We start from the raw sequence: 23,206 nt of genomic DNA on the forward strand, positions 1-23,206 counted from the left end.
GGTCCCCATTTGTGGCGATTGAATTCAAAGGGAACCATTTCCCGAAAAGCGTGATCTTGTACGCTTTATTCTTCTACGTGCGCTACGGCGTCTCCTATCGGGATCTGGAAGACATCATGGCTGAACGCGGAGTTGAAATTGATCATGCCACGTTGAATCGCTGGGTGGTGAAGTACTCGCCGCTGATCGCTGCAAATGCGCAGGCGAGAAAGCGGTCGACTGCCGTCTCTTGGCGGATGGATGAAACTTATATCAAAGTTCGTGGAACCTGGACTTACCTGTATCGCGCGGTTGATCGTGACGGGCAGACCCTTGAATTCATGCTGTCAGAGCGTCGTGATACCGCTGCGGCTCGCAGATTCTTCATGCGTACCGTTGGCACCAACGGTGTCCCGGACCGTATTGCCATCGACAAGAGCGGTGCCAATTTGGCTGGCTTGCACAGTCTAAATGTCATCCTCAAATTCACTGGAGTTGGTCGGATCATCGGTATCGTTCAATCCAAATATCTCACGGATGTATTTGACAAGAAGTTTTTGAAGTACGGAGCTCCTTTTTTGGTTGACCTACTGATGTGAAACCGGATCGGCCATTGGCGACCTCTGCTTCCATTTTGTGACGAAGCGGCGGTATACTTCCTCCGCGTGACCGACAGCCTCTCGTTCCCGATCGCGCACCGATTTGAGGCTGTAGTCGGCTGCTGACCCTTTTGTCCTGCCACCCCGTTTAGAAGGGTACCCTGCGGCCAATTCCAGTTTTCTAAGCTTCCAGTCCAGGAGAGCAGGACGGCTCCAGATGTACTCTTCGCCTTTCGATAGCATGTGCCAGATGACCACCGTCAGCTTACGCGCTGTCGCGACTGCTGCGACTTGGTTCCCGCGCTTTTCTTTGATCCGTTGAAAGAAGGCTCGCAGCGGGCCAGGTGTTCGGGACACCGACCAGGCTGCCTCCACCAGCATCGCTCGCGCATGTGATCGACCCTGCTTGGTGATGCGCCCGTGATAGGCAGGCTTGTCACCAGATTGCCGTACCCGGGGATTGAGGCCGAAATAGCTGACAAGCTTCTCTGGCGATGAAAACCGTCCGATATCGCCAACGGCAGCCAGGACACTCAATGCGACGATCATGTTGACACCGGTGATAGTCATCAGTTGCTTCACCCGCGGTTCCTGGAGTGCTGCCTGTGCAAGATCCTCATCGATCTGCTTGAGGTCGTGACCGAGCCGATCAAGTTCGCTGGCATGGCGGAGGATGACGCGCTGCTGATCTTCGGCAACAGGTAGCGCCTCAAGCCAGGCCCTTCCGCGCTTTGAGAACAGAGAGCCGGAAAAGGGCGGGATCAGATTGGCATGCAAAACCGAATGGATCCGGTTTTTGAGACGGGTCATCTGGGAGACCAGTTGCACCCGCTCAGCCACGACGCGACGAAGCCGTTCTGTTTCCTCATCTGGCATCCAAACCTCAGGCAGAAAACCACTGGCGTGTAGTTTCGCCAGAACCGACGCGTCGATCTTGTCGGTCTTGACTTTGGCCCAGGCAATAGCGCCCACCAAAAGAGGGTTGGAGATGACAACCCGGTTCACACGGGGCGACAGCAGTCGCACGATGGCTTTTGTGTTGACCGTCGCTTCCAGAACGATCTCGTCCTCCACATTCAGCCGCTCTGCAAACTTCAGGATATGCTCGCGCTCAAGCTCCAGGCGACCGGCATCCCTGATCTTGCCGTTCTCCAGGATAGCCACTTGTGCGAAGGTACGATGCACATCGAGGGCAATGATCTTCATGATTGGCTCCTTTCAATGTTCAAAAACAAGGGAGCCAGCGGGCCACACGACAACTACGGATCCGCGCTCGCAGCGCAACCGGGCAAGTCGAAGGGGCGGCCAGATAACAACTCGAGCTCTCAGCTCATGAGATACTTCGGCCTGCCCGCCATTCGTGCTCCCAACACCCCAATCCCGGTGGGTCAACTCTAACCCACATCGAGGTATTATAAACCCCCGATTGGGGTGCCGAGATCATTCATGCCGGATAACAACATCGTTGAGCAAGACCACCGTTTCATTAAGCGGATCACCCGACCAATGCTCGGTTTCAAAGCGTTCCATTCGGCTGCGGCAACGCTAGCTGGGATTGAAACGGCGCACATGATCCGTAAGGGCCAGCTTGCTCAAAAAGGCATCCCGCCATTCAAGAAGTTTGCTGATCTCGCAGCATAGGTGCGTCCAGCGAAGGCCGTTCTCCAAGTAACTAGAAACTTTGCGACAGATCCACTCCCGATACTGTTCCGACTTATGCCGATGGGATGCAACGCAGTTCCCTGCTATTGCAGGAACTCGAGGTAGCCTGACTGATCCGGCGGTCCGATTTTGGCGAGAAAACTCCTCGCGTGAAATGCCGCCTCAACGACCGCGGGGACTCAAGATCCTCGGTGGCTTCACGCCCTACGAATACATCTGCATATTTGGACATCTGAGCCAGACAGATTCATCCTAAATCCAACCCACCAGATTCCGAAGCTGAACACCTTAGTGCTCTGAGTCTGACGTATCTTACCGGTTCCCTCGGATTTGATCGAGCTTATCCAAGGCGCGGCGTTCCCGGGTGAGAATATCCTCGGCGGTTTTGGTCCATTTGAAGGGCTTGGGGCTCTCGTTGTGGTACGCCAAATAGTCGTAGATCGCGGCCTCAAGATCATCGACGCTGGAATAGCTGCCGCGCCGGATGCGCCTTGACGTGATCTCGGCGAAGAACCTTTCGACCAGGTTCAGCCAAGACGCGCTGGTGGGCGTGAAGTGAAGCTTGAAGCGCGGGTGCTTGTCCAACCAGGCCTTCACCTCGGGCGTCTTGTGGGTGGCGTAGTTGTCGAGCACCAGATGCACATCGCGCCGCGTGGGCACAGCCTTGTCGATCTGTCGCAGGAATTTCAGGAACTCTTCTGCACGATGGCGCGGCATGCAATCGCCTATGACCGTACCTGTCACTGTTCCCTAATTAATCAGAATCGTGCCTGAAATTGCCCCATGAAATCAATGGCGGGTTGTACCCTTAATTTTCATACTATACCTTTAATTAACATACTGTACCTTTAATTGCCGTACAGTCTGAGCTGTGGATAAGTGTCGATCTATTGGGGAGGGGGATTTGCGTGGTAAACGAGCGTCTTGCGAAACACCGTGCGGCGGTTCTTCGGCCGATCCTGGAGCTTGAGAAGAGAGGTGAGCCGATCAGCGCGGCTATCGGAGATGCCGCTTGGGAACTGGGCTTGGCGAAAAGCCACACATGGTCGCTCTACCGGCGTCTGAGAGAGAACGATGCACGTGCCACGGCGTTGGAGTTGGACCGTCGCGGGCCGAAACCGGGATCGAAACGGATTGCTGAAGACGTCGAAATCATCATCGATGAGAGCCTGCGAAGATACTATCTGGTCCGCGAGCGCTCGAGCTTTCTTCGCATCTGGCGCGAGATCCGTGCCGAGTGCGAGGCGAAGGGGTTTCAGCCCCCGACCCGGAGAACGGTCAAAGCACGTCTAGACGCTATGGATCAGCGAGAGGTCTTCCGGAAACGGCGCGGAGCAGACGCGGCTGACAAGGTCTTTGCCGCGCGTCCTGGCCGACTTGAAGTTTCAGCCCCGCTGGAAGTCGTTCAGATCGATCATACAACTTCGGACATCACGTTGGTCGATCACGTCAATCGACGGCCGCTTGCGCGCCCCTATCTGACGGTGGCCATCGATGTCGCGAGCCGGATCGTTCTCGGGGTCCATGTCACTTTCGATGAGCCATCTGTCTTGTCGATCGCCCTGTGTCTCGATCACTGTGTGCGCCGGAAATCGGTGCACGTCCCTGGAACACTGGAAGAGGTGATTTGGCCGACGGCCGGCATTCCTAAGGCGATCCACGTCGACAATGCGCAGGAGTTCCACAGCGAGGCCTTCAGAATGGCCTGCGAAGATTGGGGTATTACTGTCGAGTATCGTCCGCTTGGCGGCAAACACTATGGCGGTCATGTCGAACGGCTGATCGGAACGACCATGGGTGCCGTTCATGTGCTGCCCGGGACTACGCATTCCTCAATCGTCGAGAAGGGCGACTATGACAGTGAAAAACATGCGGCCCTGACACTGACCGAGTTTGAGGATTGGCTTCATCTGGAAATCTGCCGATACCACAATACGGTTCACGAAGCTTTCGGACGAACGCCGCTTGCGGCATGGGCGGACATGGGCGGGGATACTGCGGGACGGCAGGTCGTCGATGTCGAAGCCTTTCGGACAAGCTTCCTGCCATTCGAGTGGCGCCAGCTCGGACGCACTGGGATCACGCTTTTCGGGGTCAATTACTGGAGTGATGCCTTCGCGTCGTTGGTCGGACGCGGGCAGGGTAAGGTACAGGTGAAATACGATCCGCGAGACTTGTCGCAGGTCTGGGTCATCACCGATGATGGCCGCGTGATCTCGGCCCGGTACCGGGATCTCAGCCACCCGCGTATATCGCTTTGGGAAAGTCGGCGGGCGCGGAAAGAATGGCATGACAAACATGGTGGCCGGATCAACGAGCGGGTCCTATTCCAATTGATTGACGCGCAACGGCGGCTGGCCGAAGCGGCGCGCCAAAAGACAAGGACTGCCCGGTTGGAAAACGAAAGAGGTGCTCGGCTGCCCCGGCACCAACCGCGCCGCGATCCATCGCGCGAAATGTTCGCGATTGATACAGGCAACCCTGATCTGCCAACCTATGAGATTGATGAGTTTAATGACCCCAGAAGAAAGAATTGACCGTATCCGCGGCGATCATTGGATCGCGTTCGACCGTGCCACCATCGTTCTCAACCGATTGACATCCCTGATGGAAATGCCACAGTAAAGCCGGATGCCAGGGTTGATGGTTTATGGCAGCTCTGGCATCGGAAAGACAATGATCGCCAAGCGCATGGCGAGCAAATATCCAACGCAGTACAACGCCCAACTGGGCGCCACGAAGGCACCCATACTGCTGGTTCAGGCCCCGCCCGCACCGGACGAAAGACGCTTCTATCAGCACATCCTGGCGACGATTGGGGCGCCGATGTGGGGGCGTCACACGGTGTCCGAGCTTGAGGTGCGCGCGCTAAGCCATCTTCGGGACATGGACGTGAAGATGCTGATGATCGACGAAGTGCATAACCTGCTTGCCGGCAGTTACCGGGAGCAACGACGGTTCCTGAACATGCTACGGTTTCTGTCCAACGATCTGTGCGCGTCGCTTGTCGTTTTCGGTGTCAACGAGGCCCTCGAGGCCGTCCGCGGTGACGACTAACTGGCCCGTCGGCTTGACGAACACTACCTGCCGCTCTGGGAGGACGACGTGGAGTTCTCCCGTCTGATCCAGACGTTGATTGCCGCAATGGCACTCGAGCAGCGGTCTGGCCTGACGGTTGGGTCGCTTCGAACGATCCTGAAAGTGACGGGCGGCGTCACCTCTCGCGTGTTCATCATGATCAAGTCTTTGGCCATAGAAGCGATCGAGACGGGTGAGGAGCGGATCACCGACGAAGCGGTTCAGTCCTGGCAGCCGGTCTGGGCAAAGCATGCCTGGAACATCCCTCGCCAACCCGCCGCAGCATTCCGGTGACCGTCAGATCGCTACCGTTTCGACCGCCGCCTGCACGCGATGAGCTTCTGTCCAGCTGGATCGGGCGATTGGCGAAGGCCAATCACTGCTCCGCTGAAGAACTTTGCGGCTATCTTGGTTTGGGGCAGGGCAGGGTGCCGGAGCGTATCAACGATCCCGGAGAGATGGACTGGGCCTGTCTCTGCTCGGCAGTTCAACGGACCCGGAATGAAATCGCCGCCATGACCCTTCCTGATACGGTGCATCATGCCGTACGATACGTGTCACGGCATGACTTCCAGTATTGTCCGGGGTGCACGGAGCAAACGCCCGGTCTCGCTCTTCGTCATTGGCGCTTCGCGTGGTCGATGACCTGCGAAACCTGCGGTCAATCCCTCGCGGCGAAACATCTAGCCGAAGCCGTATCAGACCGGCTACTTGCGCGCGCTGCACGTGGCGCGCAGGTCTTGGAAACGGCTGTGGCGAGCAACGATCTCAGGCGTTTGCGCCGAATGGATTTGACCCTGTCTATTGTATCGATTCTGGGCGTCGGCAACTCAGCGTCCGTCATCTCCACGAACGAGCGCGAAAGGTTAATGGCGCTTGCCGCGGTCGGTGTCGGCATGACCCGTCCCTTGTTGGGTGCCGCCATCATGCTGAGAGGAAACGGCCAGGTGGTTCGGGAGTTGCGCCGCGTCTTTCCTCAGCATCGCAGGGTGATCGAGCGGGTCCGTGGGTTGTCGCGTGACCTCGATCAACGGTTGACGGGACTGCGCGAAACGGGGCATCCGACCGGCCAGGAAACACACGGAATGAGCCGCCCAAATGCATCCGAGAGCGCTTTGCGAGCAGCACGTCAGGCCATCTCAGAGCTCGGACACGATGCAAATCGTCAAGCGCTTCTGGCGCGCGCCGATGCAATCTGGACGCGCTCGAGTGGGGTCGAAACCTGAAGCGAGCAGCCTGTGGAAATATTGCAATTAAGGGTACAAAAACGCCCCAAAATGCGCTGAATCCGCAGAATCTGATTAAATAGGGTACAGTGACACTTAGGCCCGTTAATGTGACAACACCTGGACGGCAACCACCCCATCTTAACAATCGATCCGAAGGGTCACATCGCCTCGCCCGACGGCGAGAAAAGATTATGGGGAGGTTTACAAGCCCAGCGATTTCTTTCCGTTCATGATCGGGTCCAAACCATCTTCCGTCCGCGCCGCCATACACTTTCAGCCGCAGCCTACCGTCAGACTCGAGCCGACGCCCATTGGATCTGGGACGATATCACGCGTGAGCTGAAGGCTGCTTGAGACCCGGTGCCGGGCTTTCGTCGCGACGAAAGCCGATAACTTGACGATGCAACAGAGCCGTTTCGAACGCACCGCCTGAGTTCCGTCTCGGGTAGGGCGCGTTCCGAATTGGAGTCGATCCGTGCAACACGACCCCAACGAGGCTTATTCACTTTGCAAATTGCGTACCACGTAGCCCAAACCTCTGATGGTTTGTACAGGCAACGCCAAGCCTGTCAGCTTATCGACTTTGGCCCGCAAACGCACAAGCGTGGCATTCAGGCTGCGCTGCCCTGCATCTGTCTGGGCATAGCCGAGCGCAGCAAGTACTTCATGGCGCGGAACTGTTGCCCCTTCGGCCTGGGCGAACCCATTGACTAGGCGACATTCCTGATGGGTAAGCGGAACGGCAACATTGTTGGGGGCAATCAACCTGAAACTGTTCTTGTGAAAGACCCAGTCGTCGTCGGTGGCCTGTATGTTCTCTGACGTGGCCTGCGCACCCAACCGCCGCGACAGATTTCGAAGGGCTGCTTCAAGCTCTACATATTCAACCGGCTTGGTAAGAAATATATCGGCACCTGTTTGCAACCCGGCAATCCGATCATTAAGGGATCCGCGTGCGGTCATCAGAATGGCCCCGATATGCGGTTTTTCCTGACGCAGAAACTGCAGGATAGACAAGCCATCTTCGTCAGGCAGGCCGATGTCCAGAATTGCGATATCGCAGGGCGAGCTAGCCAGAAGGCGATAGAACTGCAATGCCGTTTCTGCGGCAACCGCGCGTATGCCAGATTCGGCAAAGCAATCCATCAGACTTTCGCGAAGGGCTGTGTTATCTTCAACGAGAATGACATTTAGACTGGGCATTGGATTAAGCTTCTCCGTCGCCATGGCGACAAATAGGAAGGGTGATTGTTGCAGTGGTACCGCGCGACGATGAGACAAGCGAGATATTTCCGCCATGTGCAACAATGATCGAGCGCACCAAATACAGACCGATACCCGCACCTGTCTGGTTCATGGCATTGGCCGCACGGTAATATTTGTCAAAAACAAATGGCAAGGCCGCATCAGAAATCCCGATGCCTTCGTCTGCAACGCTTATTGTGATCTGATCATTCCCATTCACGGACAGGTCAAGTGTCACTACGCTTTCGGCGGCTGAATATTTGAGCGCGTTCTCGATGATGTTGACCAAGGCAGTTTTCAAAAGCGGCGGGTCGCCCCAAACAGTGTGTGCTACAGCGTCAGGATGTGCGGCAACCGTGATCGTACGTTCCGGATAAACCCCATTTGCAAGTTGGATGGCCTCCTCGACGAGTTGACCAAGCGCAAGCATGGTCGCGGAAAGCTCCAGTTTTTCGTCGGTAATACGATCACTGCGCAAGCTGACTTCAACAATTTCCGTCAAGCGCAGGATCGCGTCATGCATGCGCGCAAGAGGTGGAGCGGGTACTGGCGCTTTTTTGGCCTGTGCAATCTGCAACAAATTGAGATTGGTTCGCAGAATAGCGACAGGAGTACGATATTCATGCGAAACGGTGTCGATGAACTGCAACTGTTCGCGTGATACGCGCCGCTCGGTTTCAAGCGCCTCCTCCAGCTCTGCCTTGGCTTGCGTAAGCTCTTGCGTGCGAGTTCTGACAATTTCTGTGGCGCGTTGTTCAGCCGATCGGGCAGCCCTGAGCGATTCATGCTCAGCTTTACGCCGATCAGTTTCAGCCTTGTTGATGCGGCTGCCAAGAGCAATCGTCATGAATAGAAGGTGCAGTATGCTCCCTATCTCAAGGGCGTGGTCGATTACAGGGCCAGAGTGGGCAATATCGCTGTTTCGCGCCAGAATGACGAAGATCGCGAGATTATATGGGGTAAATGACAACAGGTATATTCTTGTGCGATTGACCCCCCGGATCGCCATGCGTATGGCCGCAATGATCGGTATAATTGCCAACGCGATACACAGTATCTCGACGTATAGGAACAGCTCTGCCCACAGATCGAGAAATGCAATCAAAATGACGAGTAGCCCGCAGGCCGAAAGCGCCTGTGTCAGGCGCCATGCGAGCGGGGAATGTTCCCGGAAGGGCAGGAAACTGGCGGCAAAGGCAAATCCGGCAAGCAAGGATGTTCCATGTGCAAGGCCAAAGATCTGTATGTGGAACTGATAGTAGATATCCGGGAGTAGCGCAGACATTAGCCCGGTGCGCCAAAGCGCCATGGCCGCGACAGTCCCGGCGAAAACAGCGTAATACAGATAATAGGTTTCGCGCAGCCAAAGCCAGAAGGCAAAGTTCGTGGCCGCAACTATCAGGCAAATACCAAGATAGCCTCCAATCAAAATCCAGTTCGAAAGCGCGGATTGAAGCAAGCTTTGTGTCGTTTCGACCGAACCGCGCAAAGAAAGCCTGAGGCGGCTTTCTATACGGATCAGAACAAGGCGTTGCCCTTCAAAAGATTCGAGGGGAACTAGAAAACGTGGCGACGGAAGAGTGCGTGTATCGAACGGGAGAGCGGCCCCCAACGTGAACCTGTCAAAATCCTCTGGACCCTTGGGGTGACTGTTCCTTGCTATAAAAACACTAACACGGTCGAGGATCGCGGGTTCGAGCCATAGAAAGTGTTTTTGGGCACCGTAAACTTAACTTAACTGGGTCAATGAGTTTTCCGCACTCAGAAGCTATACTGCTCTAACCTGTGCGATTTCGCGCCAAGTTTGCGTCGCAAGTGATCTCATTTCCCGGAAACGGGTGGATGTCATTTTGTCGCGAGGAAGCTGGAACAAGTTGGCAATCGGATCATGGATGGAAAGAAATCGTTGCAACTGCCTCGGGGATTTGAATCGCTTCATCGCCCTCTCTCGCTGCCGCGTTGGCTGATGGGAGTTCTCGGCTCTATTGTTCAAGCCCTTGTGTGATCGGTGTTCGACACCGGGCATGACCTCTCGTTTTGCCGCCCCGTATGACCGCAATTTATCGGTGATCATGACACGCGGCGCTGATCCATGCCGCTTCAGAAGTTTGCGCATCAGGCGCTTGGCTGCGGTCGTATTGCGGCGGCTTTGCACCAAAACATCCAAAACAAAACCGTTCTGATCGACAGCGCGCCACAGCCAGTGCTTCTTGCCGCGCATTGTGATCACAACCTCATCGAGATGCCACTTGCCATCGAACTGGCCCGCCGACCTGCGGCGGATGTTGGCGGCATATTGACAGCCAAATTTCTCAGCCCACGTCCGTATTGTCTGATGCGAAACGATTATGCCGCGCTCGGCCAGCAGGTCTTCGACCATGCGCAAACTGAGTGGAAATTTGAAATACAGCCAAACCGCATGAGCGATCACATCTGACGGGAAACGATGGCGGTGATAGAGCGAAGAAGGGCTAGATTTGGTCATGCCTTCCCTTCGCATATCAACAGAGCCGGTGCATTAAGTTTACGGTGCCATTGGAAGACCTGCCGCCAGCGCTGCGCTGGCGCGAATGGATGGGCCGGATTGAAGCGGTGATTTTTGCGAGCGCTTCGCCAGTGCCGCGGGTGGATCTGGCAAGGGTGGTCGGGCAGGGGGCGTCGGTTGATTTGTTGATCGAGGATATCCAATCGGAACTAGCCGGTCGTCCCTATGAGCTGGTCGCCGTTGCAGATGGCTGGCTGATGCGGACGCAGGTGCGATTTGCCGATGCGATCCGAACGGCGGCGGATGTGAACGAGCAACTGTTGGACCTGAACGAATTCGAAGTTGCTGTGCTCGCTTCGATTGCCTATCACCAGCCGCTGACCCGTGATGGGTTGAAAGATATTTTTGGCAAAGACATCAGCCGTGATCTGATCGGGCGGCTGCGAGCGCAAGAGTTGATTACCACTGGACCGCGCAGTCCTCGGGCAGGGGCACCGTATACATATGTGACCACGCAGAAGTTCCTCATGGTGTTCGGGAGGGAGAGCCTGCGGGACTTGCCCGATCGCGAAGAACTACAGGATGCTGGCTTAGCAAGTTGACACACAGTAGTCCATGTAGTGTGCAAATGGGGAGATATCTAATAGGCAAATGGTGGAGCTTCTAGTAGACAAATGGTGGGCTCTCTAATAGGCAACCAGTGGTAGGGAAGCAGACCTCTCATACGGGATGCGTTCTGCAAAGCTCGAAAGGGAAGCACCGGTCCATGAGTGATACAGAAGACTATCTGCCAAGACATCTCATTCCAGAGCTTGAAGACGCAATCGCATCAGCGCGTGTGGTTAACCTCATTGGCCCAAGGCAGGTTGGCAAGACGACACTTGTACGAGATTTGTTTGGCAATGGCCGTTTTATCACTTTAGATGACGCTGCCGTCCTGGCCGCCATTGAAGCAGACCCAGAAGGGCAGCTCACCAGTCTGATGGAAGACCTAGACCACGCACCGCTTATCATTGATGAGGCCCAGCGGTCTAAAAAGCTGGCTCTGGCAATTAAGAGGGTGGTCGATATCAATCGGCGCAAAGGGCAATTTGTACTTACCGGATCCTCCAACGTATTTACGACCACTGACGTAGCTGACTCGCTTGCAGGCAGGATGCGCACACTTAAGCTCTGGCCCTTGTCAGTTGCGGAAGTCAAAAGAGCACCTGTCAGCCACCTAATGGATTGGGCGATGCAAAACGACCCGAAGCTACGACAAGTGGCCGATCCAGAGCCAATCAGCCGCAGTGATTACATTGATCTCATTCTGGAAGGTGGGTTTCCCGAAACCAGAACGCTGCCAATCAGATCCCGTCAGAGACAGTATCGCGACTATATCGACGCGGTGGTTGAGCGTGATGTGGCAGATATTACGCCGGTCCGAAAGCCAGATGCCCTGCGTATCCTGATAGACCAGATGGCGGCGCGCTCGGCTCAAGAAATCAATGCGTCCGAACTTGCCAAACTGACCAAGCTGCAACGCGTTACAGTCGAACAATATTTGGATATCCTGATACGCTTATCGATGTTCACCAAGCTGGGTGCCTGGACATCGGGCGAGGGCAAGCGGGAAATCAAGAACCCAAAATACCACTTCGTAGATTCAGGCATAGCCTGTGCCTTGCGCCGTTTCACTGAAGATACCTTCACCATCGACAATAATCCGCAAGCCCTCGGCGGTCTGCTTGAGAGCTTCGTTTTGAACGAGATCCAGCGTGCCATCCCAATGCAGGCCGCTGACTACCGGCTCTATCACTGGCGCAGTGCAGACCAGCGGGAGATCGACATCCTGATCGACGGCGGCAGCCATCTGGTCTGTGTCGAGGTCAAAGCCTCTGCATCGGTCAGCGGTGATGACTTCAAACACCTCAAATGGTTCTCAAAAGACGGACCCGGTCGTAGTCGGGCATGTACCGGCATCGTGTTCTATTTGGGTCAGGAAAAACTCACCTTTGGTGATAGAAATTTTGCACTCCCCGTGAGCGCCCTGTGGAGTGACATCAATGTTTAAGCCTTTGCATCAAGCCTCCTTGGACCTGCCTTGGTCTGCGCTCATCGTGACGCGGACCGAGAGCGTATTTATTGAAAATCGCAGAGATTTGCGCTTCTACTTAAGCGATAGTGTTTGCATCAAATATCCTTCAACCTAATGTAATTCGTAAGAGGGCTTTGTTAATGTCATCAATTCTAAAGTTATTTCGAGTTACCTTTTTCTACGCGCTTTATTTTTTGATGTGCATGGTCGTCGTAACCTTCGCGTTGCAAGGCTGGCCTGTTGGCGGACAGATTCTTTTTGCGTTTGGGGTACCGATCTTTTTGGTCTGGTGGCAAGAGCGCAGAAGAGCACGCAAAGCGCTCAGCAGGTTGGATACGGTTGAAGAAAAAAAGCTGCGTGACGATTCATCCAGCACCGCGCCGCGTCTTTCAGATGAAAAAAACGTCCGCAAACCTCCGGTGAGTTCTGAGAAGCAAGCCGCCGTTCCGTCACTGCCGCCCAAACCACCAAAACAGAATTACGCTGAAATTGTGCGTGCTGGCCAGACTGCGGCACCAGCGCTATCCGCAATAGCCAAGCGGTACGAGAACGCGCGGCCAACAGCACACAAGCCGCAAACGAATTCTCGTAAAAGTGGCTGGATTCCTGCAACAGAGACAACGACCGTTGCTGGGCGAGATATTGGTGGAATGGTTTATGTCGGCACGACGCCTTTGCTCAATCATCACGGCTATCGTGACAAATGCAGGGCCTACATTGACCCGTCACTTTCTGTCGCAAGGACAGGGGACGACAGGGCAGGGGAGGGCATGTCGTACTGGCCCGGATACTCTGATATTTCAGCGCGAAGCAGGGCGACCTATCTTGAATGGTTGGCAAGTGGCCGTTCTGACCCATCCTATGATCCGGGCTACATGTTCTTGTACTTCTACGGGCTGGAGCGGCGGCTTTTTATCGATCAATCCGATGCAGATGCAAAGGACATCGCTGCCGAAGTTCGTAGGCTTATTTCCATTTATCCTGAGAACCATTCGGTCAAAAGATACCTTGGCGAGTTTCTTGATATTGTAACGCTCAAAGAAGCCGAGTTTGAAGCGTTGGAACCGATTTTTGAGCATAGCGGATGGGAACTGCCTTTTGTACTTCGGTATGTCATTGGGGCACGTATTGCCCATGGCCAGACCCTCAGCGCGGATTGGATATTGAGTTGGTTGATTTGCCATCCAGAAAGCCATTTGCGCACGCCCGCTACGCGCTGCCGCGAAGAATTCCATGCTTTGTTCAAAATCAGGTTTGACAAACGTTTTCCTGATGGGCTGAAAGTTACCAAGCCACGCAAACACCTCAAAGCAACGTATCGCGCAGCCTCAAGCGAGTTTGAGGGAACGCTTAGCCCCATGGCGAACGGCAAACCCGTTCCTGATATCTCCGGATTGCGAAAGCCGGTCGAGATTGCACAGGAAGTCGCGGATGAAGCGATAGACGATCTTGATAAGTTGAGCCGCTATCTTGGTCGAAACCCCGAGGGCAGGGGAAGCATCGAGGCGCACGCCCTCTTGCCACTAGATTTGTGGACCCTTTTCCCATCGACAGAAATGGAAGCGCTGAAAGAGTGGGCGAGTGGGATCATGCAGCGCGGAGGACTTATTCCGCTGGCCGACGTGATCGAAAAGCTAGAAGGACAGCGCAGCACGAAGATTGGCAAGCGACAGCTAACAGGGGCGGCAGATGCTTTGGCGCGGCTTGGATTTGGGCTGGCACCTGATCCGCGCTTTGCACTGCGTTCACCAAAACCGGAAGAGCCTGTGGTTTTGTTTGATCTCGGCGAACAGATCGAAAAGCTGGAAGATGTTTCGGAAAGCTATCAGACCGCGCTGATGGAGTTGGCTCTTGCCTCGTTTGTTGCCCATGCTGACGGGCGTATCGCCGATGCTGAACGCAAAGCATTGGAGGCTCAAGTTGCATCTGTCGAAGGGCTGAGTGAGCAGGAGCGGCACCGGCTTCAGGCAAATATGGTATGGTTCCTTGCCGTGCCGCCTGACATGACGCTGCTACGCCGTAAACTCAAAGATGTTGGTGTGGAAGACCAAGCTGCGATGCGTGCGGCCTTGGTTGGGGCGGCACACGCCGATGGCGTTATCCTATCCGAAGAGGTCGCCAGCATTGAGAAAGTGTACAAGGCATTGGGTCTTGATCCGTCACTCGCCTATTCCGACCTTCACGCCGGAGAAATTGCAGACGCGCCACGTACTGTTCGCGCGGCTCAGCCGGGCAATTTTGGAGAGGCCATTCCTGAACTACAAAAGGCAGTTGGGCCTGTTCTGGATGCATCGCGGATCGCGGCCATCAGATCAGATACGGCGCGGGTGTCTTCTGTCCTAGGGCAGATATTTGAGGCTGAGGAAGAAGCAGAAGAGGGCGGAGACTCCAAAGTTGCAACGCTATTTACTGGGCTAGATGCAAAACATGGCGCTTTGCTGTTGGATTTGGTGGCTCAAGAGAACTGGACCGAAGACGCGTTCGAGCAACTTTGCGGAAAACATGGATTGATGCCGTCAGGTGCATTGGAGGCCATAAACGAGTGGGCCTTTGAGGCTCATGATGAAGCCTTGCTGGAAGAGTATGATGGATATGACGTGTCTCCGGAAATTGCGGATGCGGTTAAACAAAAATTAGAAGGGGAGGGGCGTCATGTCTAAATTGAAGCCACGTGAGCGCGATGCAATTGTTCAGGCTTTACGCGCAGGAGTCGTGCCGAAACTGGGCCTGCGTCATGTTCAGGTAGGACGCGTTCGCGAGATCGAAGAACTTGTGAAAGACATGGAACGCATCGCGGACGGCGGCGCTGCTATCCGTTTTGTTATCGGGGAGTATGGATCTGGCAAAACCTTCTTTATGAACCTGATCCGTTTGGTGGCTTTGGAAAAAGGGCTGGTGGTGATGTTCGCTGATCTTGCCCCTGATAGGCGCCTTCACGCGACAGGTGGGCAAGCGCGCGGCCTCTACGCAGAAATGGCGCGCAACCTGTCAACGCGCACAAAGCCGGATGGTGGAGCTTTGGCCAGTGTGGTTGAGCGGTTTGTCAGCCAAGCGCACCGAGATGCCGAGGAAAAAGATGTGCCTACGGGCACCATCATTCGCGAGCGCTTGGGCCATTTTGAAGAACTCACTGGCGGTTTTGAATTTGCAGAGGTCATTCGCCGGTATTGGGAAGGCCATGAGAACGGGGATGACGAACTTAAGTCGGCAGCACTTCGTTGGCTGCGGGGAGAATTCGCAACACGCACAGATGCGCGCAAAGCCCTTGGCGTGCGCACTATCGTTGATGATGCGAGCGTTTACGATCATCTCAAGCTGATGTCTGCTTTTGTGTGCGAGGCCGGTTACAAAGGGCTGCTTGTCGGCCTCGATGAAATGGTGAACCTGTTCAAGCTGACATCGTCCCAGGCACGCAACGCAAACTACGAACAAATCCTGCGTATTTTGAATGACGTACTTCAGGGCAGTGCCGAGAACCTTGGGTTTCTCATGGGAGGCACGCCAGAGTTTTTGATGAACACGCGCCGTGGGCTTTATAGTTACGAAGCCCTGCAATCGCGGTTGGCAGAAAACACCTTCGCTCGAGATGGCCTTGTTGATTTGTCGGGGCCGGTTGTGCGGCTGGCAAGCCTGACGCCGGAAGATCTGTTTGTTCTGTTGGCCAATGTCAGACGCGTGATGCAGGACGATGAAACTGCCTTGCCGGATACAGCGCTGGAAGCCTTTATGAACCATTGCTCAGATCGGATTGGAGAGGCCTATTTCAGGACCCCGCGCAACACGGTGACGGCCTTTGTGAATCTGTTGTCGGTGTTGGAGCAAAACCCAAGCGTAGAGTGGAGTGATCTAATCGAAAAGATTGACGTTTCGGAAGACCTTGGCGAGGATATGAGCGACGTAGAGGAAACGACTGGCGCTCAACCGAGTGGTGACGACGATCTGATCAGCTTCAAGCTCTGAGCCTCGAGGATGAGCAGCGCTTTTGACCAACTTGCCCGCCCTGTCCAGAAATGGATCAGACAGCAGGGGTGGCGTGAACTGCGCGATATTCAGGCGCGCGCAATTCGGACTATTTGCGAAAGTGACAACGATCTCGTCGTCGCGGCATCGACTGCCGGTGGTAAAACAGAGGCTGCATTTTTTCCATTGATCTCTCAGGTGCTGGATGCACCGGCAGAGGGTGGCGGTTTCGATGTGCTCTACATCGGACCACTCAAGGCGCTGATCACCGATCAGGCGGGGCGGCTGGAAGGCATCTGCCAAGAGGCGGAGCTTCCAGTGGTGCCGTGGCACGGCGATGTGTCGCAATCAGTCAAAACCCGCGCGATGAAAAATCCCAAAGGGATCTTGCTCATCACGCCAGAATCGCTAGAGGCATTGTTCGTCCGTCGGGGCCTGGAAATCGCGCGCCTGTTCGGTGCAACCCGAGCTGTGGTGATCGATGAGTTGCACACTGTGCTCGATAGTGAGCGCGGGGTGCAATTGCGGTCCCTGCTGACACGTCTTGAGTTGGCAATCAAAAGGCCCATCCGCCGCATTGGACTATCTGCGACGCTTGGGGATATGGATCTCGCCCGCGCTTATCTGCGGCCCGACAATGCGGAACACGTCACTTTGATCGAAGCAGAGGGCGGAGAAGCGGAACTGAAACTTCAGCTGCGTGGATATCTTTCCGGTGGAGAAGACGACAACACCCCATCTGCCACAGACGCTGTCGCAGCGCACTTATTCGAGCATCTCCGGGGAAGTGACAATCTTGTGTTTGCCGGTGCCCGTCAACGTGTTGAAATTTACGCAGACCGACTGCGCAATTTATGCGAACAAGAGCATCTTCCCCAAGAGTTTTACCCGCACCATGCCAGCCTTTCACGCGATCACCGTGATTTTGTTGAACGGCGCCTGAAAGACAGCAGCAAACCTACCACGGCTGTCTGCACGTCCACACTGGAGCTTGGCATCGACATCGGCGATGTGACCTGTGTCGCCCAAATTGGCGCACCCTTCACTGTCGCAGCCCTACGACAACGATTGGGACGTTCAGGACGTAGGGAGGGCCAGCCAGCGATCCTGCGACAATACGCGGTAGAAACGAGGCTCACCTCGGGTAGTAGCTTTGTGGATCGTCTGAGGCTGGGGTTGATCCGGTCTATCGCGATGATTGATCTGTTGTTGGAGGGCTGGTGTGAACCACCGAAGCCGCAAGCACTGCATCTGTCGACACTTGTGCATCAGATCCTATCCGTAATCGCGCAGAGGGGAGGGGCACCAGCCAATATTCTATACAGCGTGCTGTGTCGCGAAGGCCCGTTTCGGCAAGTCACCAAAGCAATGTTCACTGATGTGCTGCGCGCACTCGGTCATCCTGAAACAGGCTTGATAGAGCAAACGGACGGTGGTTTGCTACTCTTGGGCCAAAACGGAGAGCGGCTAGTCGAGCACTATAGCTTTTACGCGGTGTTCAAGACGCCCGAAGAATACAGGCTGGTTTCAAACGGGCGGGAACTTGGGACATTGCCAATCGACAACATCCTCTCACCCGGGATGATGCTGATCTTTTCAGGGCGCCGCTGGTTGGTTCAGGAAATCCATGACCGGGAAAAGGTTATTATGGTCAAACCTGCCAAAGCAGGTGTGCCGCCTGTGTTTGGTGGGGACCCGGGCGAGATCCATGACAAGGTAATCGCGCGCATGTTCGATGTGTTGGAGGGCGATACCAAGCCCCTCTACATGGACGCGAATGCGCTCGGAATGCTTGAGGAGGCGCGGCTGAACTATGCGCAGATGGGGTTCACTAATGCGCGCCTAATCAATTTGGGCGAAGAGACCTCAATCATCGCAACACGAGTAGGGACAATGAAAACGACAACCTTGGCGCTTGCGCTGAGAGGGTTTAGGTTTTCTGTCGAACAATATGATGGCTTCCTTCAAGTGGAAGCGGGGGACGAAACCCCGCCACTAACCGAGGTTCTCAAGAGGATTGGGGACGGCGAAGACGTTGATCTTTTTGCTGGGGCCGGCAACCTACTGACGGAGAAATTCCATCCGTATCTGACGCGCGCGTTGTTGGAGCTGGATGCGATTTCATCTAGGCTTGAACCCCAGAACCTTGCAAGTGTTGTCGCGAACCTTGCTTCAAAGCAGTAAGGCAGAAAGTGAATCTTTCGCAACAATTTGCACGGAGGTCCATCATGCGCGGCTTTATGGGGGTCGCTTACGGCTGGGGGCGAAATAGTACGCTAAGGACTCTTAGTTGCCTCAGCACACGCTGAGAGGCTGACAAAAACATAGTTGAGAATTGCTTTGCGCCCGACAGCCTCAGCCGTCCTGCGTGATGCGGGGTTGAGCCGGTCTATGGTGCCAATAAGCAACCGGTTTTGATCTTTGACTTCAGCAGCCCAGGTTTTTTGGGCCTCTGCGGCATAGCCATTTCCTGTCTGAGATGTGACAACAACCTCCTCATTTATTTCATCACCGTCGAGCCATTCAACGGCACCAGGCGCGATGGCGAGAAGGCCAACGGTCTTGTTACATACAGTTATCGCGCGAAGCTGCCCAGCACCATACCAGGCTCGTATATCCTCAGGATCAGCAGCAGAGATGTTTTGGGCAAGCTCGGGTTCGTGCACTGCGATGTCGCGGTAGCGTTGCTCAACCAGGTGAATGGCAGCATCGGCCCCTCTGAATGCCGTAAGGGAGATGCGGTCACTTGACGCTCCTAAGTCTCTATAACGGGCGGCATGAACGCTCATATCGATGATAAATGATCGTGTGCCGTCAAACGAGTTCAGTTGTTCGGGCGTCAAAAGCAACCGCAGATGTTGAGGTTTGAATGCTTGCCATTCAGTGGCCGCCAATTCAGCGAGTGCCTCAATCCCTTCGGTATTCTCTGGAAACGTATGCGCGATGACCTCAATAAATGGACGTTCGGTATCACCGCCGAAAAATCGGACGCCACCGAGGAGTGATCCGCTTTGTGACTTCACCTGGCGGTGGTTGAAGTCTTGTTCGCTAATCCCCGGCAGTGTGATGTGGTCGGAGAATAATTGCGCAAACGCGGGATCATCTACGCGGGCTATCTGAGCATCAAGCCAAGCTTGAAGCCGCTTTGGGCCGGTTGCACCAAAGAGCTGTTTCGAAAGCTCATTCTGAGCAGCAAGAGATGGCCATGCTTGTACTTTCATCGAGATTTAGATGACCCTTGTCTCAGTTCTCTTGAGGGTGCGATAGACAGTTGGTCTGGACACGGAAAACACCTCTGCCAGATCGCTGATGGAATATTCGCCGGTGGCGTGCATGCGGGTCAGCTCGCGCTGCTGTTTGTCAGACAACTTTGGTTGCTTACCGCGCAATTTCCCTTTGGCACGGGCGATGGCCATACCTTCGCGGGTGCGCATGCGGATAAGGTCGGTCTCGAATTCGGCAAAGGTCGCCAGGATGTTGAAGAACATCTTTCCCATGGGATCAGTCGGATCATAAACGGAAGCGCCGAGGGCGAGCTTTACGCCTTTGACCTCGAACTGATGGGCAATTGCACGGGCGTCCGGGACCGAACGGGCCAGCCGGTCTAGTTTGGGCACAACAAGGGTGTCGCCTTCCCGTACGGCGGCAATCGCCTGATCCAAACCGGGGCGTGCGCGGTTCGTGCCGGTCAATCCATGATCGGTGTAGACCCGATCTGGGGCCACGCCCAAAGCTTCGAGCGCCTGTTTTTGGGCGGTCAGGTCCTGGCCGTCGGTCGAGCAGCGGGCGTATCCAATTTTTGTCGCAGTCATGCACAAAGTGTACGGATAAGGGGCCTCTTTTGCAAATCTAACCGTACCAGATATATGAGACGTCAAAAGTAGCGGTTTCATGCGGTGCATCTGTTCGCTTGAACCTGTCCGCTCAGCGTCCGTCTTACGGACGCCGCCACCAACCCTCATTCAGGACGATACTTTGCCGCGACGACAGATTTTGAATGCCCGCCAACGGGCAACGCTCTTCGACTTGCCGACAGATCAGGAAACGCTGCTTCGATACTACACCCTCGCCGACGATGACATCGAGCACATCCTGTCTCGCCGCCGAGCGCACAACCGATTTGGGTTTGCCCTGCAGCTTTGTGCTTTTCGATACCCAGGGCGGTTGTTGATGCCGGGTGAGATCATTCCGTCAGAGATCACAGACTTCTTGGCCGCCCAGCTTGGATTGAACCCCGACGATCTGGCTGATTATGCGCACCGAGCTGAAACCCGCCGCGAACACCTAGCCGACCTACGCGAAGTTTACGGATACAAGATGTTCACCGGGCGCGGTGCCCGCGATCTCGCGGATTGGTTGGCAACCGAAGCTGAAACGGCGCAATCCAATGCCGACCTTGCCCAGAGATTTGTCGAACGATGCCGCCAGTCCATGATGATTGTCCCGGCGGTCACCACTGTTGAACGACTGTGCGCTGACGCCCTGGTTGCCGCCGAACGGCGCATCGAGACGCGGATCGTTGATCGGCTCGATGACGATGCCAAGCGCAAACTGGACGGATTGCTGTCTGAGCTGGTCGATGACCGGATCACCCGGTTTGTCTGGCTGCGCCAGTTTGAGGTGGGCGGGAATTCTGCCGATGCCTGCCGTCTTTTGGATCGTCTGGAGCTTTTGCAGGGGCTCAATCTCAAACCTACCATCCTCGACGACATTCCGCCCCATCGGATTTCACGCCTCCGACGCCAGGGCGAACGCTACTTTGCGGACGGTTTGCGCGACATATCCAGTGACCGGCGACTTGCGATCCTGGCCGTTTGCGCAATCGAATGGGCCGCTGCCATCGCGGATGCAATTATCGAAACCCACGATAGAATCATTGGGAAGACCTGGTGTCACTGTACCCTAATTAATCAGAATCGTGTCTGAAATTGTCCCCTGAAATCAATGGCAGTTTGTACCCTTAATTTTCATATTGTACCGTTAATTACCATACTGTACTCTTAATTGCCGTACGGTCTGAGCTGTGGATAAGTGTCGATCTACTGGGGAGGGGGAGTTGCGCCGCGTCTTTCCTCAGCATCGCCGGGTGATCGAGCGGATCCTTGGGTTGTCGCGTAACCTCGATCAACGGTTGACGGGACTGCGTGAAACGGCGCATCCGACGGGCCAGGAAACACACGGAATGAGCCGCCCAACTGCATCCGAGAGCGCTTTGCAGGCAGCACGTCAGGCCATCTCAGAGCTCGGACACAACGCAAATCGTCAAGCGCTTCTGGCGCGCGCCGATGCAATCTGGACGCGCTCGAGTGGGGTCAAATCCTGAAGCGAGCAGCCTGTGGATATATTGTAATTAAGGGTACAAAAGTGGCCCAAAATGCCCTGAACCCGCAGAATCTGATTAATTAGGGTACAGTGACACCGGTCATGACCAGGGCTTTGTTGCAGGGATCGTCGCACAGCTGATATCGAGGCAATCTGTTCGTTTCAGGATGCTCTAAATGCCGCACAAGTTCAACGCCGCTCGTCGTGACAAGATCCCGAAGCAAAAGCATCGGGTGACTAGTTGGCCTGAGTACAATGAAGGTCTACGGCAGCGGGGTGATCTGACAGTTTGGATCAGCGAAGACGCACTTTCCTTGTGGTCGGCACCGCGCCGTACCACGCGCGGCGGACAGCCGCACTACTCTGATTTGGCGATCGAGATGTGTCTGACGCTGGGCCTGGTCTTCAAGCAGCCTCTGCGCCAAACCCAAGGCTTGATGCGCTCTATTGCGCGGCTGCTGGGGGTTGCGATCGCAGTGCCGGATTTTTCCACCTTGTCGCGCCGTGGCAATGGGCTGACGTTGCGCCCAATGCCGAAAACCAAGAGCGACAAACCAGTGCAACTGGTCATGGACAGTACCGGTCTGAAGATCTTTGGAGAAGGTGACTGGCTCGAGGAGAAGCATAAAGCTAGGCGTAAACGGCGCTCTTGGCGCAAGCTCCACCTCGGTCTTGATCTTGTCAGTGGCGAGATCGTTTGCTCTGATCTCACCAAGGATGACGTCGGTGATCCAACGGCGCTGCCAGATCTCCTGGATCAAGTCGACGGTCCGGTTGATCTGTTTCTGGCCGACGGCGCTTACGACGGAGACCCAACATCTGATTTGCTTACCGCTCGGTTCGGACCGATGATCGAGGTGACGACCCCACCTCCCAAAAACGCAATCCTGAGCCCTAATGTGGCCCGCAAACCGACGGCACGAGACTGCCATATCGCCGACATCGCAATCAACGGGCGGATGGCCTGGCAGAAAGCCACCGGCTACAATCAACGCAGCCGGGGCGAAACTCTCATGGGCCGCTGGAAGGCTGTCATTGGGCCCAAGCTAAAGGCGCGCAACTTCAAAAATCAGAAAACAGAAGTCAAGATTGGCGTCTGGGTTCTCAATCGAATGACCAGACTTGGCCGCCCAAGTTTTGAACGCACCGCCTGAAATCCGTTTCGGGTAGGGCGCGTTCCGAGCGGACTATGATCTGTGCAACACGGCCCCGTGAATGGGCGAAGCTTTGTGACGTGTTTCTGAAACGCGCTGATCTGGGCAGCGACCCACGTTTTGCGACCAACAACGCGCGCGTGGCCAACCGGGGGGAAACCGATGCTGCAGTTGCTGCTGGCTTTGCCACTCGGAACGGACCTGAAGCAATCGCGGCGCTTCAGCGCGCCGATGTCGCGCTCGCCTCAGTCAATGACATGGCGGGTCTTTCTGCGCATCCGCATTTGCGCCGCATCACCGTTGAAACACCGAGCGGACCGGTTTCGTATCCGGCACCCGCACCGGTCTGGCACAACGAGACGCCGACCTATGGCCCGGTGCCCGCGTTGAATCCTCTTAATGCAAAGGACTGAGGC

At 55.3% G+C, this 23,206-nt stretch carries 17 protein-coding genes and 6 pseudogenes; 16 read left to right on the plus strand and 7 right to left on the minus strand.

Annotation, left to right across the window (positions count from 1 at the left end; genetic code table 11):
* Positions 1 to 11: 11 nt before the first annotated feature.
* A pseudogene (locus DSM107133_RS20555) lies at positions 12 to 542 on the plus strand (IS6 family transposase); the annotation flags it as partial.
* Positions 543 to 566: 24 nt separating this feature from the next.
* Here the strand turns inward: DSM107133_RS20555 and DSM107133_RS20560 are convergent.
* Positions 567 to 1,784, minus strand: coding sequence for an IS110 family transposase (locus tag DSM107133_RS20560; RefSeq protein ID WP_114295301.1), 1,218 nt, complete (start codon positions 1,782 to 1,784; stop codon positions 567 to 569).
* 249 nt (positions 1,785 to 2,033) lie between these two features.
* Here DSM107133_RS20560 and DSM107133_RS20565 point away from each other — a divergent pair.
* Positions 2,034 to 2,219, plus strand: a pseudogene (locus tag DSM107133_RS20565) (DDE-type integrase/transposase/recombinase); the annotation flags it as partial.
* A gap of 199 nt (positions 2,220 to 2,418) precedes the next feature.
* Positions 2,419 to 2,540, plus strand: a pseudogene (locus DSM107133_RS20570) (IS481 family transposase); the annotation flags it as partial.
* Between the two features lie 12 nt (positions 2,541 to 2,552).
* Here the strand turns inward: DSM107133_RS20570 and DSM107133_RS20575 are convergent.
* A pseudogene (locus DSM107133_RS20575) lies at positions 2,553 to 2,981 on the minus strand (IS630 family transposase); the annotation flags it as partial.
* A gap of 167 nt (positions 2,982 to 3,148) precedes the next feature.
* On the opposite strand from DSM107133_RS20575, the gene DSM107133_RS20580 reads away from it, so the two are divergent.
* The 5 genes and pseudogenes from DSM107133_RS20580 to DSM107133_RS20600 form a co-directional block, all read left to right on the plus strand.
* Positions 3,149 to 4,777 (plus strand): Mu transposase C-terminal domain-containing protein, encoded by a 1,629-nt coding sequence (locus DSM107133_RS20580; protein WP_243253618.1) that lies wholly within the window; start codon positions 3,149 to 3,151, stop codon positions 4,775 to 4,777.
* Positions 4,778 to 4,871: 94 nt separating this feature from the next.
* Complete coding sequence (locus DSM107133_RS20585; RefSeq protein WP_279294880.1) at positions 4,872 to 5,297, plus strand: TniB family NTP-binding protein; 426 nt, start codon at positions 4,872 to 4,874, stop codon at positions 5,295 to 5,297.
* 48 nt (positions 5,298 to 5,345) lie between these two features.
* Entirely contained in the window at positions 5,346 to 5,612 is a 267-nt protein-coding gene (locus DSM107133_RS20590; RefSeq protein ID WP_240310676.1) for a hypothetical protein, read from the plus strand.
* Positions 5,609 to 6,544: a TniQ family protein gene (locus DSM107133_RS20595; protein WP_279294881.1), complete on the plus strand. Its 936-nt coding sequence runs from the start codon at positions 5,609 to 5,611 to the stop codon at positions 6,542 to 6,544. Before DSM107133_RS20590 ends, DSM107133_RS20595 begins: the two co-directional genes overlap by 4 nt.
* A gap of 140 nt (positions 6,545 to 6,684) precedes the next feature.
* A pseudogene (locus tag DSM107133_RS20600) lies at positions 6,685 to 6,901 on the plus strand (IS6 family transposase); the annotation flags it as partial.
* 144 nt (positions 6,902 to 7,045) lie between these two features.
* Here DSM107133_RS20600 and DSM107133_RS20605 read toward each other — a convergent pair.
* From DSM107133_RS20605 to DSM107133_RS20615, 3 genes are all read right to left on the minus strand, one after another.
* Positions 7,046 to 7,774: a response regulator transcription factor gene (locus DSM107133_RS20605; RefSeq protein ID WP_162792085.1), complete on the minus strand. Its 729-nt coding sequence runs from the start codon at positions 7,772 to 7,774 to the stop codon at positions 7,046 to 7,048.
* Entirely contained in the window at positions 7,755 to 9,281 is a 1,527-nt protein-coding gene (locus DSM107133_RS20610) for a sensor histidine kinase (RefSeq protein ID WP_162792086.1), read from the minus strand. The genes DSM107133_RS20605 and DSM107133_RS20610 overlap by 20 nt, the downstream gene beginning before the upstream one ends.
* A 279-nt stretch (positions 9,282 to 9,560) precedes the next feature.
* Positions 9,561 to 10,277, minus strand: a complete 717-nt coding sequence (locus DSM107133_RS20615; RefSeq protein ID WP_114294484.1) for an IS6 family transposase — start codon at positions 10,275 to 10,277, stop codon at positions 9,561 to 9,563.
* Between the two features lie 89 nt (positions 10,278 to 10,366).
* Here DSM107133_RS20615 and DSM107133_RS20620 point away from each other — a divergent pair, with 89 nt between their 5' ends.
* The 5 genes from DSM107133_RS20620 (at position 10,367) to DSM107133_RS20640 (ending at position 18,498) form a co-directional block, all read left to right on the plus strand.
* The gene (locus tag DSM107133_RS20620) at positions 10,367 to 10,879 is read left to right on the plus strand and encodes an SMC-Scp complex subunit ScpB (protein WP_114294566.1); all 513 of its coding nucleotides are present in this window, start codon (positions 10,367 to 10,369) and stop codon (positions 10,877 to 10,879) included.
* A gap of 164 nt (positions 10,880 to 11,043) precedes the next feature.
* On the plus strand, positions 11,044 to 12,330 hold the full coding sequence (locus tag DSM107133_RS20625; RefSeq protein ID WP_114294485.1) for an ATP-binding protein: 1,287 nt from the start codon (positions 11,044 to 11,046) through the stop codon (positions 12,328 to 12,330).
* Positions 12,331 to 12,494: 164 nt separating this feature from the next.
* Positions 12,495 to 15,014: a TerB N-terminal domain-containing protein gene (locus DSM107133_RS20630; protein WP_114294486.1), complete on the plus strand. Its 2,520-nt coding sequence runs from the start codon at positions 12,495 to 12,497 to the stop codon at positions 15,012 to 15,014.
* On the plus strand, positions 15,007 to 16,314 hold the full coding sequence (locus tag DSM107133_RS20635; protein WP_114294487.1) for an ATP-binding protein: 1,308 nt from the start codon (positions 15,007 to 15,009) through the stop codon (positions 16,312 to 16,314). The genes DSM107133_RS20630 and DSM107133_RS20635 overlap by 8 nt, the downstream gene beginning before the upstream one ends.
* A 9-nt stretch (positions 16,315 to 16,323) precedes the next feature.
* A complete protein-coding gene (locus DSM107133_RS20640; protein ID WP_114294488.1) occupies positions 16,324 to 18,498 on the plus strand; it encodes a DEAD/DEAH box helicase in 2,175 nt (724 codons plus the stop codon).
* A 92-nt stretch (positions 18,499 to 18,590) separates the two neighbouring features.
* Here DSM107133_RS20640 and DSM107133_RS20645 read toward each other — a convergent pair whose 3' ends face one another.
* Both DSM107133_RS20645 and DSM107133_RS20650 read right to left on the minus strand, forming a co-directional pair.
* Positions 18,591 to 19,535: a hypothetical protein gene (locus DSM107133_RS20645; RefSeq protein ID WP_114294489.1), complete on the minus strand. Its 945-nt coding sequence runs from the start codon at positions 19,533 to 19,535 to the stop codon at positions 18,591 to 18,593.
* A gap of 6 nt (positions 19,536 to 19,541) precedes the next feature.
* Positions 19,542 to 20,126 (minus strand): recombinase family protein, encoded by a 585-nt coding sequence (locus DSM107133_RS20650; protein ID WP_114294490.1) that lies wholly within the window; start codon positions 20,124 to 20,126, stop codon positions 19,542 to 19,544.
* A 163-nt stretch (positions 20,127 to 20,289) separates the two neighbouring features.
* Here DSM107133_RS20650 and DSM107133_RS20655 point away from each other — a divergent pair.
* The 3 genes and pseudogenes from DSM107133_RS20655 to DSM107133_RS20665 form a co-directional block, all read left to right on the plus strand.
* Positions 20,290 to 21,204 (plus strand): annotated as a pseudogene (locus DSM107133_RS20655) (DUF4158 domain-containing protein); the annotation flags it as partial.
* Positions 21,205 to 21,812: 608 nt separating this feature from the next.
* Complete coding sequence (locus DSM107133_RS20660; protein WP_243253621.1) at positions 21,813 to 22,790, plus strand: IS5 family transposase; 978 nt, start codon at positions 21,813 to 21,815, stop codon at positions 22,788 to 22,790.
* Between the two features lie 80 nt (positions 22,791 to 22,870).
* A complete protein-coding gene (locus DSM107133_RS20665; protein ID WP_240310605.1) occupies positions 22,871 to 23,203 on the plus strand; it encodes a CoA transferase in 333 nt (110 codons plus the stop codon).
* The last annotated feature ends 3 nt before the right edge of the window (positions 23,204 to 23,206 follow it).

Origin of the sequence: Pseudosulfitobacter sp. DSM 107133 (genome assembly GCF_022788695.1) — a bacterium.
In the GTDB taxonomy this organism is placed as follows: domain Bacteria; phylum Pseudomonadota; class Alphaproteobacteria; order Rhodobacterales; family Rhodobacteraceae; genus Pseudosulfitobacter.

Excerpts from the sequence above, each read along its gene's own strand:
- DSM107133_RS20560 (WP_114295301.1), bottom strand. The coding sequence starts at position 1,784 with ATGAAGATCATTGCCCTCGATGTGCATCGTACCTTCGCACAAGTGGCT.
- DSM107133_RS20585 (WP_279294880.1), top strand. The coding sequence starts at position 4,872 with ATGCCAGGGTTGATGGTTTATGGCAGCTCTGGCATCGGAAAGACAATG.
- DSM107133_RS20605 (WP_162792085.1), bottom strand. The coding sequence starts at position 7,774 with ATGGCGACGGAGAAGCTTAATCCAATGCCCAGTCTAAATGTCATTCTC.
- DSM107133_RS20615 (WP_114294484.1), bottom strand. The coding sequence starts at position 10,277 with ATGACCAAATCTAGCCCTTCTTCGCTCTATCACCGCCATCGTTTCCCG.
- DSM107133_RS20620 (WP_114294566.1), top strand. The coding sequence starts at position 10,367 with ATGGGCCGGATTGAAGCGGTGATTTTTGCGAGCGCTTCGCCAGTGCCG.
- DSM107133_RS20625 (WP_114294485.1), top strand. The coding sequence starts at position 11,044 with ATGAGTGATACAGAAGACTATCTGCCAAGACATCTCATTCCAGAGCTT.
- DSM107133_RS20630 (WP_114294486.1), top strand. The coding sequence starts at position 12,495 with ATGTCATCAATTCTAAAGTTATTTCGAGTTACCTTTTTCTACGCGCTT.
- DSM107133_RS20635 (WP_114294487.1), top strand. The coding sequence starts at position 15,007 with ATGTCTAAATTGAAGCCACGTGAGCGCGATGCAATTGTTCAGGCTTTA.
- DSM107133_RS20640 (WP_114294488.1), top strand. The coding sequence starts at position 16,324 with ATGAGCAGCGCTTTTGACCAACTTGCCCGCCCTGTCCAGAAATGGATC.
- DSM107133_RS20645 (WP_114294489.1), bottom strand. The coding sequence starts at position 19,535 with ATGAAAGTACAAGCATGGCCATCTCTTGCTGCTCAGAATGAGCTTTCG.
- DSM107133_RS20650 (WP_114294490.1), bottom strand. The coding sequence starts at position 20,126 with ATGACTGCGACAAAAATTGGATACGCCCGCTGCTCGACCGACGGCCAG.
- DSM107133_RS20660 (WP_243253621.1), top strand. The coding sequence starts at position 21,813 with ATGCCGCACAAGTTCAACGCCGCTCGTCGTGACAAGATCCCGAAGCAA.